The sequence below is a fragment of the Streptomyces sp. NPDC055243 genome (assembly GCF_044544025.1).
GTDB lineage: Bacteria > Actinomycetota > Actinomycetes > Streptomycetales > Streptomycetaceae > Streptomyces.
On the sequence record NZ_JBITWR010000030.1, the window covers coordinates 1 to 15,506 of the forward strand.

Sequence of the window (15,506 nt, forward strand, 5' to 3'; positions counted from 1 at the left end):
ACGACCCCAAGCCCTTCATCTGGACCAAGACAGCCCAAGAGATCCTCGACTCCCTCGCCCGCTTCTGCCGACGGATCTCCGGCGCAGGACACTAGAGCAACGCGCTCCAATCTCATTGGCAACGGCAAGCGAGCCAGATCAGTAACAACTTCTGCGCGACAGGGGGCCTGAGATCGGCGAGACGTACGCGCGGGTGTTTCCCCGCCGACTGGTAGTCCTCGGCAAGTCAGGCCCTGGTGAGAGCGCGAGTTCACTTCTTCCGGGGCCGCAACACGCGGCGGCGGATGTACCGGGTGAGTGTCGTGGCCCCCACGGTGAGGAAGACGAAGCTGTACAGGACCTGGAGCAGCGTCAGCACCCGCGCTGTCTGGCCGATGGGGTTCACGTCCCCGTATCCGACCGTGGCCAGGGTGATCACAGTGAAGAGCAGCGCGTCCACCCAGGTCTGCAGCCCGTGGAACTCCTGTTCTTGTCGCGCCAGGACATAGTACGAGGCCGAAAACAGCAGGATCGTCAGGCACATCAGCCCGGCGATTGCCCAGGCCGGACGGGTGCCGCCCCGGCCGATCATGACGAATTGGACCTGCGCGAGCAGATCCGCCGCCACCAGGGCGAGACCACATCCAAGGGCCAAACAGCTCAGGACAGGCCGGTGCGGTCCAAAAGCATGCAGCGGCAGCACGAAGTACGCCGTCACCATGCGCGCGGTCGAGGCCGCCAGAGCTGCCGGGCGTCGCCAGCCCAGCGCGGCCTCCGTCGAGCTGGTGGTCACATACGCCTCCAGCGGGGTCAGGACGGGCTGCGGGGCAGGCCCCAGACGACTTGCTTCGCGCGGAGGCCGCGCGCCAGCCCAGGGGTCTGGGCGGAAACGTTTTCGTCGGGAACCTCCTCCGAGGCGAGCTACTCGTCGGCAGCCAGGTTCGCGCCCTCTGCTTCTTTGCCTGGGGTGGCCGATGCCGCGCTCGGGTTCGGCGCGTCTGCTTCGGTGGACTCTGCGTCGGGGGCGCCATGGCCCTGCTCTTCGTCGTCCCCCAACGGTTTGGCGCCCTTGAGGAGTGCCTTGATGGCCAATCCGTATCTGGTCACAGCGAGCACAGTGGAGCACGGCCGAACCTTGCGTCCCGAACTGAGAACGTGAGCAGTTGGCGGGTAGCGTGTTGAGTATGGATGGTCATACGGCACGCGAGCAGGGTATTGAGTGGCGGCAGATAGACGACGCCTGGCAGCGTATTGAGTCCTGGCTTGAGCGGCGCGCTCCGGCGACACTGGAGAACTTGTTGCCTGGGGCTTCCGAGGCGGAAATCGAGGGACTGCAGGAGTCTTTGGGCGTGCGTCTGCCCATCGGTCTGAGGGCGTTGTGGAGTCGGCGGGCGGGTGTGGGACCGGAACCGACACCTGGATTTATGCCGGGCCGGTGTGTGCTGATGCCGTTCGAGGTCGTCCGTCGCACGTATCAGCAGCAGATGCTGCTGCGACAGAGCGACGAAGAGGCGCAGCGGGGGGCGGGTGACGCAGAAGAGATCACGGTGTGGCGTCCCTCCTGGATCCCCTTTGCTGCGATCGGTGCGGATGCTTTGGCTGGTCTGTGTTTGGACGCTGAGACCGGCAGGATCTGGTACTGGAATGAGTACGCGGAGCGCAGCGTCAAGTTTGAGTCACTGACGGACTACATGGAGGAGATGGCTGACGTCCTCGAAGTCCCGTCGCTCGCAGAAGAGGCGCGGGTTGGCCTGATGAACGGGTTCTTGGTGTGGGGGGCGCCGCGCGATGATGCCGAGCGTGCGGTGTGGGAGCCGTTGGCCGGGTGATGCGTGTGGGGTGAGTGTTCGCACCCACCCCACACACGTCACGAAGATCTAGCCGATCTTCTTCCACGCGCAGGTGCTGCTGGTGGTGGTGCAGTGTTCGAAGCCAGGGTTACTGAGGTAGAAGGCGTCCTTGTCGAGCATGCGCCAGGCAGGAGCCGGAAATTTGTGGAAGGCCCCACTGTTTTGATCGCCGGGGATCGTGGCACGACCGCACTTCTCGGCGTTGGAGGGGCCGGTCTTGTCCTTGCGCGTGTCGGCGAAAAGGCCGAAGGAGCTCCCCGAGGGGTCCGCGTAGAGCTGAGCGCACTTGTCCCCTGAGTCGACCTGGTACTTGTTGCCGGTGTCGGGGTAGCCGCCACTCTCGTGGGTTGAGGCCATGGCGAACTCGTCGCAGGTCGGCGAACCCATCGAGGCGTCCATGGGATGTTTCTTCCATGCGTCCGGGCAGACCACGTTGCGGCTGTCGTCACTGGTCCACTTGTTGCCGTCCGCGTTGGTCTTGGTGGTGTCCGGGCCGAGGTAGTGCATGGGCGCGTCGCCGGTACCGGGGCGTCCGGTCATACGGTTCTGCATGAACCAGTAGTAGGCGCCAGTTGCCGGGTACTTGTTGGTGTCCATCGTGTAGGTCGGGGTGTAGTACGGAAGTACACACCCGGGTGTGCTGCTGGCCGTGCTGAGATCGTCGCAGCGGACCTTGAGTTCGTTGCCACTTGTGCCGAAGCCGGCGTTCGCGGCGAGGTCAAGATCGACATCGACAGCGCCGACCATGTCCCAGGTCAGGTCGATAGTCTCCTTGCCGGTGCCCGTCCACTTCGTGGTGGTGCTGGCAACCTGCGTCTGGCCGACCTCGCTGTCCAGCCAGTACCCCCTCTCGGCCTCCCCCGTCTTGTAATCCTTCCAGGCCACCGGGGTACTGGTGCAGTGGTCACAGACCGTTCCTGCGTTCCAGGTGAGGCGGACGCCAAGAAGCTGCGGGTCGATGGAGGTGGGAGTGACGAACAACTGCTGGTCGAACTCCGCGAAGTCGCTGCCGCCGGACGACTTGTTCGGGTAAGTCTTCAGCCGCTGCTGGAAGTTGAACGTCGCCACGCCAAAGGGAGGCTTGTCCGGTTCTCCGCCGGAAGTGAAGATCAAGCTGGCGCTGCCGACATTATTTAGACAGGCGTCGGTGCGGTTGATGTAGTCGTGGCCCGAGGGCTTGTCGGAGCACCACGACACGAGGTCCGGAACCTCTGCCGTGGGGGAGAGCAAAGACTTCTGCTTCTTCTCGGATGCCGGGTGGAACTTGAGGCACACCTGGCGGCCTTGCGCGTCAGCCTTCGAGCAGTTCGTTCCCCCGGCCTTGCGGATCGCCAACGCGCCGGGGTCGCTGCGGAAGATCTCTTGTGCCTTCTGGGCCACCGGATCGATGTTTGAACTCGCCTGCGGAGCAGGGAAGGTCGCGTAGGGCGCGATGCGGAACTTGGCCCACGGGGACCATTTGGTCTCATACAAAGAGCCGTCGAACGCGGACGTGTGGAAGGTGTAGGTGACTCCCGGCTTCAGCTTGCCGGCAGGGACAGTGACCTCGGCCGTGCTTCCGGAAGCTACAGCAGGGGAGACGAGCACTCCGTACTCATCATCCTTCAACTTGACTTGTGTCTTCGCATTGCCGTTGGCGTCAGTCGTCCAGACCTCAAAAGTCTGGGTGCTCTTGTCGCCGTCCGCGTCGGTCACAGTATTGCGGAGGACCGTCTGGGGGCTGGTGACGTTCCACACGTCGCTGGCTTGCTTGAACTCCGGTCCAGCCTTTGGAGTCTTACCGGAAACTGGCCTGCTGCCTGCAGTCACAGTTCGGGACTCGGGTCCTGCTGCGGGGCGGCTGGAAGGTGCCGCATTGGGGTCGATGCTTGCCTCGGTTCCGGCGGCGAGTGCCGGACTGGACCCGAGAAGAAGAGCGAGGGCGGCGCCTATGGCTACCCTTCGTACTAATTTTGACATCTGTCTGTGCCTCAACCCATGTCTCCTCACGTGTAGGTGAGTTGTGTGGTCCATGCCAAGACCGTTCTATGCGGGTTGAGAGCGCTCGGGCAATGCCACTAAACGCCCAATTCGCCTATCGCTGCTGTGTGTTAGCTGTGATCGATGTCATGGTTGCATGTAGTCATGTGAATTCTCTGTGGAATATTTGAACACAAAGTGTGTGTCACGCCGTCTATTGCAGAGCATGCAACGGAACTCCGCTGTGTGCCGATCTGCCCGTACAGCAGCACTTCCCAGAAGTTGCCGTGGTGAGCGGAGACCTTCTCGATCTGCTCGTACGTGGAAAGCGGGGGATAGGCGGAGAGCAGCTGACGCTGTCCGGCATGCGGAGGCAGGGTGCTGTGGCGTCAGGTCGGGGAGTGGCAGCCGATGGCTGGGTTGTACTCGAGCTCTCCGCTTTCGAGCACGCGGAGTATCATCACCGCCATCCGGCGCGGCTTACGCCAGCTCCAGTACCGCCACGAAGCCTCGACGGCTGCCTCACCGGCACCGGCCTCCGACACTAGCCACCATGACGACATCACGAATTGAAGGTCAGTAGCTACGTCGATGAAGTGCTGATCTCTATCGCATGCCGTGCGCAGGACGAAGCCAGCGCTGTGTGGTGGCGAGTCGCCAGCGGCAACGCTTGCCAGACGGGCGCTGATGCTGCTCATGGTCGCCGGGCAGATCGCATGGTGCTGGCCTATCGGTGCGATGATCGAAATCGCCTGCCATCCAGCCAAATTGACGCGTATCGTCTGTGGGATGCGATTCAATTCTTCAAGCGATCGCTGCCGCAGGTCAGGTTTTGCATGGCCCGATGACGCCAGCGATGATGCACGCGAGTTGTTCGAACCCCGACCGCCACTGCGAAAACTGGTGGTTCAGGTGGATCACGAGATTTTGGTGGACGATCCCTCATCGTGGTCCAAAGAGGCATTGCTGTCAGGGTTGCTAACCCACCCGTACGTTCAGGTGGTGAGGTACGCGGACGACGGCCCGCCGCCCTCTGCTGCGCGGATTACCTCTCCATGGAGTGGAGAACACGCGCCAGGATGGGCCGTGCTGCACCAGAGGCATGAGGACGGCGAGGTACGGGGATTTACCACGGGAGATGAGCAGAGCGTTTCGGAGCATGCAATCTATGGAAACTCCGCACTCATAGCCCGCAATGACAGAAATCACCCAGCCTGCGGCAGCTTGGCGCCCGATGAGGCACTTAAGCGACGAGAGGCAGACGTGCTCGGCGCGAGAGTTGCAGAGGAAATTTCTGCGGATCTCTATATAACGCGCCGTGACTACCTTTCTGGTGAAGCGAGATATAGAGCTAAGAACGTGTTGCTATGCACGCCAGAGGAAGCCCTTCCGCTATTGGGCCTGTACCTGCGGCGGCAAGGGGTCTTCATCTACTTCCGAGGCGTCGACGGAAAGTTTCAATATCGCTGTAGTCGGCGACTCTACTTCTTTACGGGTGCCTTGGAGTTGCTGCCGTCGATGTGGCGATGGTCGCGGCGCCTCTGTTCGGCCTCACGCAGCTCCTTCTCCCGCTCCCGGCGGTCGGCTTCCGTCGCAAGGCGTTCGAGATCCTGCAGTAGGTGTCCCAGCCGTAACTCCAATGTCCACCGGGCGCTGTCGCTGTACGAGTACGAGTGCTTTCGCGCGGCTCGTCCAGCGGCAGCCCTTGCCGTAGCGGTGCGACTGCCATCTTCACGCGCTGGTAGTGGCCCGGGTAGCCCTTGGCGAGAAGCTCCTCGTGGAGGATCTTGCGCTGTGTTCGCCTTCGTCCCAGCGTTGTTGCAGGTAGTCGAGGTAGGGGTCCAGAGCGGTGGTGCGACGGGGAAGCCGGCGCACCACTTCCTGCCAGGTGCGGGCGTGGGCGTACTTGCCTACCGTTTTGCGGTCCAGGCCGAGCTCGCGGGACATGCTGCTGAGGGATCGGCCTGTGCCGACGCGGGCGTGCACGGCTTCGAACAGGTGCCGTGCGTGCCGGTCGGCGGGAGTCTGCGGTGCTATGGGTGCCGTCGACAGCCCAGCGGTCGCGGGTTCCGGCTCCGGGAGTGCGGCGGGCAGGCAGCCGTGGTGGGCGGAGGCGATCTTCTGGACCTGCCGGGACAGTCCTTGCCAGAGGTGAAAGCGGTCTCCCACTTGTAAGGCGTCGGGTGCGCCGGAGGTGATGCCCTGCCGGTAGGCGAGGGATCCGTCGCGGCAGACGACCTCGACGCCGGGATGCTGACGCAGCCACCGGCTGAGCTGGACGGCGTCCCGGCCTTCCCAGAGCGTGAGCGGGAGACGGCTGGTGGCGTCGACCAGGAGGGTGCCGTAGGAATCGCCGTAGAGCGCGAAGTCGTCCACCCCCAGCGCCCGGGGCGTAACCAGCGGCGGAAGCGGTGCCCGCATCAGCTGGGAGAGCACTGTGCACCGCGAGAGCGCCACGCCGATGACCTGCAGCATCCGAGCGCCGCCGCGGCCAGCCAGCAGGATGCCGACCGCCTCGACCACCTGCTGGAGCAACGGTGTGCGCCGCTGGTAGCGGACTGTCAGTCCCGGAACCTGCTCGGCGAACGTCTGCTTCGGGCAGGCCGAATTTTCGCAGTACAAACGCCGCACGCTCAGATCGATCCGGACCGGGCGGCCACCCACGGCAGCGTCTGCAAGCTGCCGCTTGTAACGGCTGTGGATCCACTTGCTCGGCGTCCCGCATCCCGTACAGCCTGCAGGAGCACGCGCCCTCGTCCGGGCCCGGACTATCACTACCGGGCCGGAGGAATCGACCGAGACCACCAGCACACTCATCAAGTGCGGCACCAGACACGCCAGTTCAACAGGGCACAGCCTCATTCTGCCCGCGGCGCAGGCCGGCCGACCCCCGCCCCGACGCAATGATCTCCACCTACGAAAATCAAGCCAGAGCCACGTTCACGTGTACGCCGACACCAGGGAGGCCGCGGCGGAGCGGGCGTACGACGCCTCCGGCGGAAAACAACGGATTGCCCGCCCGATTCGCCCACCGGCCCTGACTTGTAGCGTCGCTGACGTTGTCCCGCGCCCGCGGCGAAACGCCGTGCGACGCATGACGAGAGGTCACCTCATGCCCCCATCCGAAATCCTGCCCCACGCGCGCCACTACATCGACGGGCAGTGGCAGGACTCCGGCTCCCGCGGAGAGTCACGCAGCCCCGCGACCGACGGCCTGCTCGGCACCTTCGCCGACGGCGGTACGCGGGAGGCGAGGGCCGCCGTGGCCGCGGCCCGAAGGGCCTTCGACTCCACCGCCTGGTCCCGCGACCGTCACCGGCGTGCGGCAGCGCTGCACGAACTGGCCGACCGGCTCGAGCAGCGCAAGGGCGAACTGATCACCCTCCTGGCGCGGGAGAACGGGAAAGTGCTTTCCGAGGCGGCCATCGAAGTCGAAGGCACCATCCCCAAGCTCCGCTACCACGCGGCGCTGGCCCTCACCGACCACGGCAGGGCCGGCGAAGTGCGGCCCGGCATGTACTCGATGACCCTGCGCGAAGCCGCGGGCGTCGCTGCGGTGATCGTGCCGTGGAATTCACCGGTCATCCTCTCGGCGCGTTCCTTCGCACCCGCCCTGGCGGCGGGCTGCACCGTGGTCATGAAGATGCCGGCGCAGACCGGCCTGGTCAACGGAGTGCTGAGTGAGATCGTCGCCGACACGCCGAGCCTGGACCCGGGCGTGTTCAACGTCTTCACCGAGAGCGGCAACGCCGGGGCTCCGGAGCTGGTCTCCTCCCCGGACGTCGACGTGCTCAGCTATACCGGTTCCACCGCGGTCGGCCGCGTGATCATGGAACAGGCCGCCCCGACGCTGAAAACGCTGTCCATGGAGCTGGGCGGAAAGACGCCGATGCTCGTCTTCGACGACGCCGACCTGGACGCTGTCGTGCCCGTGCTCACCAAGGCCGTCACCATGTTCGCGGGCCAGTTCTGCATGACGGGCAGCCGGATACTGGTCCAGCGCGGCGTGGCCGACGAACTCCGGCGGCGGCTCGTCGCCGCCCTCGAGACGGTCCGGGTCGGGCCCGGCGACGACCCCGCCAGCGAGATGGGCGCCATGATCGACGAAGGAAACGCCCAACGGGTCGAACAGACCGTGGCCGCCGCGGCCGACTACGCCACCGTCCTCGTGCGGGGCAAGCGGGATCGGGCGCTTCTCGGCCCGTCCCTGATCGAGGTCGCCGACGTGTCCTCGCCGATCGTGCAGCGCGAAGTGTTCGGGCCGGTCGCCACCTTCGAGGTGTTCGACTCCGAGGCCGCCGCCGTGGCGCGCGCCAACGCCACCGAGTTCGGCCTGGCCGCGAGCATCTGGACCCGTGACGTCGACCGCCCCCTGCGCGTCGGCCGCGAACTGCGGGCCGGGACCGTCTGGACCAACACCTGGGCCATAGTCCACGACCAGTTCGAGGAGGGCGGCTTCAAGCAGTCGGGAGTGGGCCGCCTGAACGGCATCCGCGGGATCGAGGAATTCCAGGAGACCAAGCACCTCGTGCATGTGGCACCGCAGTTCTGACAGCTCTCGACGGCGGAGTGAGAATCGATGACCGAGACGGACGACGTCGGCCCGGCCGACGTCACCCTGCTGACCGCGCGCGCTGTGGAACCCGGCTACGAGCAGGACTTCCGGGAGTGGTTCGGGCGGGTGACCGACACCGCCTCAGCGTTTCCCGGACACCTGGGGGACGGGTTGTTCCGGCCTGCCACGGCCGCCGGGCCATGGGTTCTGATCCACCGGTTCCGCGACCCGGAATCCGCGCGGCACTGGACGACGTCACCTGAGCGGGCCGCACTGTTCGACCACTGCGAGGGCCATCATCAGAGCGAGGTGGCGCGTCGCGAACTCTCCGGAATGGAGACCCTGTTCACCACTGCGCACGACACGCCCACGACGGCGCCGCCTCGGTGGAAGATGGCGCTCGCCGCCTTCGCGGCCGTACTCCCGATCTCCCTGATCGGCAACGGTCTTCTGGGGCCGGCGCTCCGTGCTTGGCCGCTTATGGCGCGGGTGCTGATGCTCGCGCTGCTGTTCAGTACGTTGATGACGTATCTGATGATGCCGGCTGTGACCCTCGTCCTGCGCCGTTGGCTCTATGCCGCCACCTCGACCGCGCGCGAGCGACCGACGCGATGACGCGGCCCCCGGGGCGGACCGCGCCGTCTTGCGGCTCGGCTTTCAGCGGGACACTTCCATCGTCTGACGCAGCAGTTCCAGGGCCTGGTCCACACCCAGGTCGGCCGGGTGGATGGACGACGAAGACGTGGTCGACGTCCGTCTCATCTCCCATACGGGGGGTGATGTCCGCGATCTCCGGCACGGTCGACTCGGTGGTGGGGTTGTTCCTCAGGATGGCGTCGATGCCGGCCGGGTCGCGGCCCTCGGCCTCGGCGAAGCGGCGGACTTCCCGCAGCGGCTGGGTGATCACGGCGGCGGGGTCCTCGGGTCCTGCGGCAGTGAGCCTTTCCAACCTGATGTTGACGCATGGTGAAGGACGAGGATGGCCTTCACCACGTCGGTGATCCGATTGGTGCTGCAGCGGAGTTTCCGCAGAAGGCGCCAGCCCTGCAGGGTGGCCATGGCCTGCTCACCAACGCAACGAATCCTGGCGTGGGTGGTGTTGTGACGGCGCTTCCACCTCTTGAGGCGACTACCACGAAACGGCACCCGAACGGGCCCGCCTGCGCCTTGATACGCCTTGTCCGCCCAGCAACTGAGCCCTGCGTTGACCAGGGCGTCGATGATCCCGTGCTGCCTGGCGGCGGTCAGGTCGTGGGTCGAGCCGGGCAGGGCGGGCGAGGCCCACAGCAGCCGTCCGAACGGGTCGGTGAGAACCTGAACGTTCATGCCGTGGCGTTTGTGCTTCCCGGAGTAGTACGGGGTGTCGGCGGCGATGCGGTCGATCGGCAGCAGGGTGCCGTCAAGGATGACGAACGCCTTCTCCTGGATCGTCTCCATCGCTTCGGTCAGGGTCGGTGCGAGGGCTGCCAGCAGGTCGACGGCCTCGCGTATGTAGCGGTAGACGGTCGCGATCCCGATGCCGAACCCGGCGGCGAGCCGGGCGTAGGTGTCACCGCACCGCAGGTGGGCAAGGGCGAGCAGGGCCTGCGGTGCTGCGGGAAGTCGCCTCCAGCGGGTCCCGATCTCCCGTCGCCTCACTGCCAGTTGCCCGGTCAGGAACCGCAGGCTGCGGTTGGACAGATCAATCGAGGACGGGGTAGACAAGCGCGCGAAGCTCCTGGCAGACACGGCTGATCTTGGTCGAGAACCCGTCTACCAGGAGCTTCGTCATCGCGCAGGCTTGTCCAACCCTCGGTCAGCGCCGCCAGCTTGGAAGAGGCCCAGTGCCTCTCCCGGGTTCAAAGATTGGAGTTCATTCGGTCGGGGCGGGACAGATGCTGCCGATGACCTGTTTCAGCGGCCCGTGTGATCGCCTCGAGTACCCGGTGGCGATCGAGTGCGACCGCGAAATCGGGCGCATCGGCGGTTCCGTCGCGGAGGTCGGCGGCGAACTGGGCGTAGAGGCGGGCGACCCCCGCTGCGGGTGCGTCGAGTTGCAGATCAGGAGCCGCATAAGCGGGGGGGACCTGTAGCACTTGGACAGGCTCGCTGCCGCGGCACAGCGTGATGGCGAAATCGGTGAAATGGAGGTAGCCCGACACCGACTCCACACGCACACTGCCCTCGGTGCCTTGGATCTCCCAGACCATCGCCGAGCCGGCAGACTGCCCGGCGCTGTAGTGCAGCGAAGTGACGATCCCGCCTTGGAGAACGCCGGCGACGACGATCTCATCCGGCGCGTCCTTCGGCAGCGTCGCGCCATCGGAGAGGCGGACGCCGTCACCGCGCTGATTGGCGACGACGGCGGACAGACTCTCGAACGTGCCGAGCACGCGCGCAAGCGGTTCGAGCCCGTGGCCGAGCATGATGCTCAGAAGCGTGGCGCCATGCTTTGCGTGGGCCATGTACTCGACCGGCGGGTCGTATCGGCCGACCCACATGTCGTCGGCCAGATGCGCTCGGATGCTCGTGCTGAGCGGCTTGCCGATCACGCCTTGCGCGATGAGGTCGCGAAGGAAGAGGATCGGCGGGTGCAGGCCGCCCTGCAACCCGACAACCGTGCGCAGCCGCCGCTCGCGGGCAAACCCCTCCAGCGCTTCGGCCTCGGACAGGTTTCTCGCGAGCGGCCATTCGCAATAAACCATCTTGCCCGCGGCCAGCGCGTCGGACACAATCTGCTCGTGATCCGGCACCTTGACCGCGACCACCACCAGGTCGACCTCCGGTCGCCCGACCAGAGCCTTATGTGTGTCGAAGGCGAGATCGGCGCCCAGCCGGCGAGCGGTCGCGTTCGCGCTCTCCATACGAGTCGTGCTGACGGCGCGGATCTGGAACGCGTCGAGCGCCTGCAGCGCCGGGACATGAGCAATTCCGCCCCAACCCCGATCGGAACTAGCCCCGATAATACCGACGCCGATCTGGGTATGTGCTGAATTCGTCATAAGGATGCTCCTGCCATGTGCAGCCCGGAAACGCTCTCAGGGCTGCGTCACGATGCTTCGTTTCCGGACACATGCGTGGGCACTCGGGCTCACCATGGCGAGCGAGCAATTATTGGCGTTCGCCATGGTGAGCCCGAGTAACCCAAGCGCAGGTTTTACACGTGAGCCCAGTGGGCCTCGAGTTCGCGCGCGACATCGGCCGCACGCTCGATCATCGGCCAGTGCGAGCTGCGCAGCTTGAAGACGGCACGTGCGCGTGTGGCATTACCGAGCTCGTCGGCGAAGCGGTGAGGAAGAAACGGATCGTCCAGGCCCCAGATCACTAGCGCTGGTGCGGTCACCTTGCTCAGACCTGGCTTCCACTCCGCCCCGACCTCGATCGCCGAACGGTAAAGGGCGAGAATGCTTGCCCTCATAGTGGCATCGATATGCCGGACCGCTTCGTCTGCCGCGTCGCGCGGCATCTGCGCCTCGTTGAGGCTTGCCGCGAACGCCTCGAGGTCGAGGTCCGCCATCCATTTCTCACCCTCGCCCGGCGTTTGCCAGATCTTGGCAAGATAGTGCCACGGATACTCCGGATCGATTGGTCCGCTGATGCCTGTCCATGTGCGCACCAGATCTGGCCGGACAGACGCGAGACGACCCGTGAGCAAAGACCCCCAATCATGACCGACCAGGTCGACGGGTTCGCCGATTTCTTCGATCTCCTTAATAAGCCAATCGAGATACTCTTCCTTCGTCGACGTAAATCCCGCTGGCAGGGGTACGCCAAACCCGGGGAGATCGATCGTCACAATATCTTCGCGTTGAAGATGGGAACGGATGGTGTCCCATAGCCGGTGGGTGTCAGGTACACCATGGACGAGGACTGCAGGCATTTCGGATTCTCCAATTGATTGGTGTCGTGGCTGAATGGCCGGTCGGCCGAGTCAGGGAAGGAGGATGACTTTGCCGTGGGTGTGGCCCGTGGCGACGAGGCGATGAGCGTCCGCGGCCTCGTCGAGTGGGAAGCTCCGGCCGATGCGTGCGGTCCATGCGTCGGCGGCGATCAGATCCAGGGCTTCGTGGACAGGGCGGTGGTTGCGGTTCCCGCTGCCCCCGGGGCTGAATGCGACGCCGTGTCGTGCGGCATCGCGGTCGGCGAGCGTCACGATCCGGTGGGGGCCGCCGAGAAGATCGACGAGGGCGGGAAGGAGCCCCTTGCCGACGGTGTCGAGCGCGGCGTCGACGCCGCCCTGAGCGGCGGCACGGATGCGATCGACCAGGCCCGGGCCGTGGGCGACAGGGGTCGCTCCGAGACTCCTGACGAAGTCGGCGTTGGCAGTCCCGGCGACGCCGATCACCGTCACACCGCGCTGTCGCGCGAACTGCACGGCGGCGCCGCCCAGTGCACCGCTCGCGCCGGTGACCACGAGCGTTTCACCCGGGCGAATGTTCAGAAGCCCGAGAGCCCTCGCCGCGTTGTCGGCGCCGATGACAGTAGCCGCGGCCTCCTCGAAGGAAACGCCGTCGGGGATCATCGCGAAGTTGCTGCTGACCGTGTACTCGGCGTAGGAGCCCTGGGTGGCGGAGTCCGGCCACCCGGCGACGCGGTCGCCGACCACGCCCACGTCGACGCCCGGGCCGACCGCCTCGACGACGCCGGCGAACTCAAATCCGATGATGGCGGGAGCACGCAGGCCGAACGCTCCGGCGCGGGCCTGGATCTCCGCCGGGTTCACCCCCGCGGCGTGAACCCGAACCAGTACCTGACCCGGACCCGGCACCGGTCGTGGAGCCTCCGCAACCCGCAACACGGAGGGTTCGCCGAACGAGGTGATGACGACGGCTTTCATGATGATCCTTCTCGTATACAAGGGTCACTTGCTCGCACCGTTCAGAACGGTGTCAGGTCAGGAAGACCGGAGGATTCTCGCCCCGCAGGCGGTAGTCGGGCCGGGGCCGTTCGAGGCGGATCGATTCCAGCACGGTGTACGCGTGGTACTTGGTCTGGGTGGTGGCTCCTGCCAGCCGTTCCCACCAGAGCCGGCCGTCGCTCGTCTCCTTCTCCAGGACGTGGCGGGTGGTGTAGTTCGCCATGGAGCTGATCCAGTTCTCGGTACCGACGAAGATCCTGTCCCAGCCGGTGCCGGTCACGATGTCGGCGAGCGCATCCGAGCGGCTGAACCGCTCGACCGCCGCAGTCGCCCCCTCGAGCACGTCGGCGAAGTACTCCACGCACAGCTTCACCTGCTCGTAGGTGCCGTAGTGCATGTGGTGCCCGCCGACGAAATAGTCGAAGTCGTATTCGAGGATCTGGGAATGAGCCTCGTACCAGCCGGAGATGTTCTGCGAGGCGTCGCAGTGCATGAACGTGACGCTTCCCGGACTGACGATGTCCACGGCCGTGAGCACCTTCTGCCGCGGTGCATAGATGAAGATGTTGCCGGGGCAGTGGTTCTCCCCCTTGTAGGAGAGTTGCAGGCTCACGCCGCCCACTTCGAGGACGAGTTCGTCGTCGAACGTCCTCGTCGGCAGGGGGCGCTTCGGGTCGGGGAAGCGCTCCAGGAGTTCCTTGGTGATGCGGTGGGCGACGATCTCGACGTCGGGACCGAACACGGAGGCCGCGCCGATGTGATCGGCGTGCCAGTGGCTGTAGATGACGTGGGTCACCGGTCGGTCGGTGACGTCCTCGATCGCCGCCAGCATGTTCTCGCCCAGCGTCGGGGGTGCGTCGATCGCGACCACGCCCTCCTCTGTCACCACGAATGCGGCGTCGTAGCCGGCACTGGTGACCCAGTAGAAGCCGCCACGCAGTTCTTCCACGTGGTAGCCGTACTTCTGGAAGTGCTCGCTCTGGAAATATGGGGGGTAATAGCCCTTGGGGTCCACCGGGTCGTCCGCCCCCGCGCGGGGGAATCCATAGTGGTCGATCCCGTAGAAGCTCGGGGTTTCTTCGACGCTGATGGGTATCTGACTGCTCTGGCACATCGGCGGGACGCCTTTCTGTGTTCTTGGGAAGCTGTCGAACGGGCGGTCTATCCCGGTGACGTGAATCGAAGAACTGCCTTGGTGACGCGGCCTGAGCCCGCATCCTCGAACGCGGTGTTGATATCGGCGAAGTCGTAGAAGGACAGCAGTCGGTCGATGGGGAACCGGCCCGCTCGATAGAGCTGGGCAAGGTCGTTGATCAGGAGCGACGAGACGGCGTCGCCCTGGATGATGCCCTGAAGCGACTGGCCGAGCGTGAGCCGGCCGGCGTCGAGCACGGCGCCCGCTCCTTCGTGGAACGCCACGAAGCCGAATCGGCCCATCGGTGCCAGGGCGCCGACCCCGGCGTCGAGGTTCTCCGCGCGGCCGCTCGTGTCGAGGACGTACTCCAGACCGCGTTCGTCGACGGCGCGGAGCGCGCCGGTCAGATCCTCGACCCGGCCGGGGTCGACGAGGTGCGTCGCTCCGAGATCGCGGGCCAGATCGAGGCGGCCGGCGTCGACGTCGACGGCGACGATGGTGGTGGCACCCGCGACATGTGCCGCCATGACCGCCGCCAGGCCCACCGCTCCCACGCCGAAGACCGCGAAGGACGCTCCCGCCGGCACGGCGAGGGCCTTGAGTACGGCCCCCGCGCCCGTCTGCAGCCCGCACCCCAGCGGAGCCATGACGTCAAGGGGCAGATCGCGGGGGACCTTGATCGTGTTCCGTTGGTGCGTCAGGGCGTGGGTGGCGAACGAGGACTGGCCGAAGAAGTGACCGTGCGGCTCAGCACCGTGGGCGACGTGGAGGCCGTTCGAGCCGTCCAGGCGGGCACCTGCGAAGTTGGCCGCCCAGACGTTGTCGCAGTAGGCCGCGTGCGAGGACATGCACGGCTTGCAGCGGCCGCACGAGTGGTAGGAGAGGACGACGTGGTCACCGGGCTCGACGGTGGTGACAGCGGCACCCACGCGTTCGACGACTCCTCCTCCCTCGTGCCCCAGCACCACCGGCAGCGGCGTCGCCATGCGCTGTGCCCGCACGTGAGCGTCGGTCGCGCATATTCCGGTCGCGACCATGCGAACGAGTACCTCGTCGGGCCGCGGGTCCTCGATCTCGATGTCGCGGAATTCGAAGGGCCCGTCCTGCGCTTCGAGAACAGCGGCGCGCGCGGAGGTGGTCATACGCCGTGAGCCTGCCGCGAAGCGCCGCGAGGGCCATGGTGACGAGGGA

General features: G+C 65.8%; 13 protein-coding genes. 3 read left to right on the top strand and 10 right to left on the bottom strand.

Annotated elements, in window-relative coordinates; all coding sequences use genetic code 11:
* Positions 1-250 precede the first annotated feature (250 nt).
* Together ACIGXX_RS43160 and ACIGXX_RS43165 are read right to left on the bottom strand one after the other, a co-directional pair.
* The gene (locus ACIGXX_RS43160) at positions 251-772 is read right to left on the bottom strand and encodes a potassium channel family protein (RefSeq protein WP_399984603.1); all 522 of its coding nucleotides are present in this window, start codon (positions 770-772) and stop codon (positions 251-253) included.
* A gap of 128 nt (positions 773-900) precedes the next feature.
* Positions 901-1,086: a hypothetical protein gene (locus ACIGXX_RS43165; protein WP_383270138.1), complete on the bottom strand. Its 186-nt coding sequence runs from the start codon at positions 1,084-1,086 to the stop codon at positions 901-903.
* A 77-nt stretch (positions 1,087-1,163) separates the two neighbouring features.
* Here ACIGXX_RS43165 and ACIGXX_RS43170 point away from each other — a divergent pair, with 77 nt between their 5' ends.
* Complete coding sequence (locus tag ACIGXX_RS43170; protein ID WP_383270136.1) at positions 1,164-1,808, top strand: SMI1/KNR4 family protein; 645 nt, start codon at positions 1,164-1,166, stop codon at positions 1,806-1,808.
* 48 nt (positions 1,809-1,856) lie between these two features.
* On the opposite strand, the gene ACIGXX_RS43175 is transcribed toward ACIGXX_RS43170, so the two are convergent.
* A complete protein-coding gene (locus ACIGXX_RS43175) occupies positions 1,857-3,524 on the bottom strand; it encodes a hypothetical protein (protein ID WP_399984608.1) in 1,668 nt (555 codons plus the stop codon).
* Between the two features lie 1,995 nt (positions 3,525-5,519).
* Entirely contained in the window at positions 5,520-6,650 is a 1,131-nt protein-coding gene (locus tag ACIGXX_RS43180) for an ISL3 family transposase (protein WP_399984611.1), read from the bottom strand.
* A gap of 250 nt (positions 6,651-6,900) precedes the next feature.
* Here ACIGXX_RS43180 and ACIGXX_RS43185 point away from each other — a divergent pair, with 250 nt between their 5' ends.
* Together ACIGXX_RS43185 and ACIGXX_RS43190 are read left to right on the top strand one after the other, a co-directional pair.
* Positions 6,901-8,340, top strand: a complete 1,440-nt coding sequence (locus ACIGXX_RS43185) for an aldehyde dehydrogenase family protein (RefSeq protein ID WP_399984614.1) — start codon at positions 6,901-6,903, stop codon at positions 8,338-8,340.
* Between the two features lie 27 nt (positions 8,341-8,367).
* Positions 8,368-8,958 (top strand): antibiotic biosynthesis monooxygenase, encoded by a 591-nt coding sequence (locus ACIGXX_RS43190; RefSeq protein ID WP_399984617.1) that lies wholly within the window; start codon positions 8,368-8,370, stop codon positions 8,956-8,958.
* A 288-nt stretch (positions 8,959-9,246) separates the two neighbouring features.
* Here the strand turns inward: ACIGXX_RS43190 and ACIGXX_RS43195 are convergent, their stop codons facing one another.
* From ACIGXX_RS43195 to ACIGXX_RS43220, 6 genes are all read right to left on the bottom strand, one after another.
* Positions 9,247-10,047, bottom strand: coding sequence for a transposase family protein (locus ACIGXX_RS43195; RefSeq protein WP_399984679.1), 801 nt, complete (start codon positions 10,045-10,047; stop codon positions 9,247-9,249).
* Between the two features lie 134 nt (positions 10,048-10,181).
* Positions 10,182-11,324, bottom strand: coding sequence for a Gfo/Idh/MocA family protein (locus ACIGXX_RS43200; protein WP_399984620.1), 1,143 nt, complete (start codon positions 11,322-11,324; stop codon positions 10,182-10,184).
* Between the two features lie 155 nt (positions 11,325-11,479).
* Positions 11,480-12,202 carry an alpha/beta fold hydrolase gene (locus ACIGXX_RS43205; protein ID WP_399984623.1) on the bottom strand — a complete coding sequence of 241 codons (723 nt, stop codon included), beginning with the start codon at positions 12,200-12,202 and terminating at the stop codon, positions 11,480-11,482.
* Between the two features lie 51 nt (positions 12,203-12,253).
* Entirely contained in the window at positions 12,254-13,159 is a 906-nt protein-coding gene (locus ACIGXX_RS43210) for an NADP-dependent oxidoreductase (protein ID WP_399984626.1), read from the bottom strand.
* A gap of 52 nt (positions 13,160-13,211) precedes the next feature.
* Positions 13,212-14,294, bottom strand: coding sequence for an MBL fold metallo-hydrolase (locus ACIGXX_RS43215; protein ID WP_399984629.1), 1,083 nt, complete (start codon positions 14,292-14,294; stop codon positions 13,212-13,214).
* Between the two features lie 47 nt (positions 14,295-14,341).
* On the bottom strand, positions 14,342-15,457 hold the full coding sequence (locus ACIGXX_RS43220; protein ID WP_399984632.1) for an NAD(P)-dependent alcohol dehydrogenase: 1,116 nt from the start codon (positions 15,455-15,457) through the stop codon (positions 14,342-14,344).
* Positions 15,458-15,506: the final 49 nt, after the last annotated feature.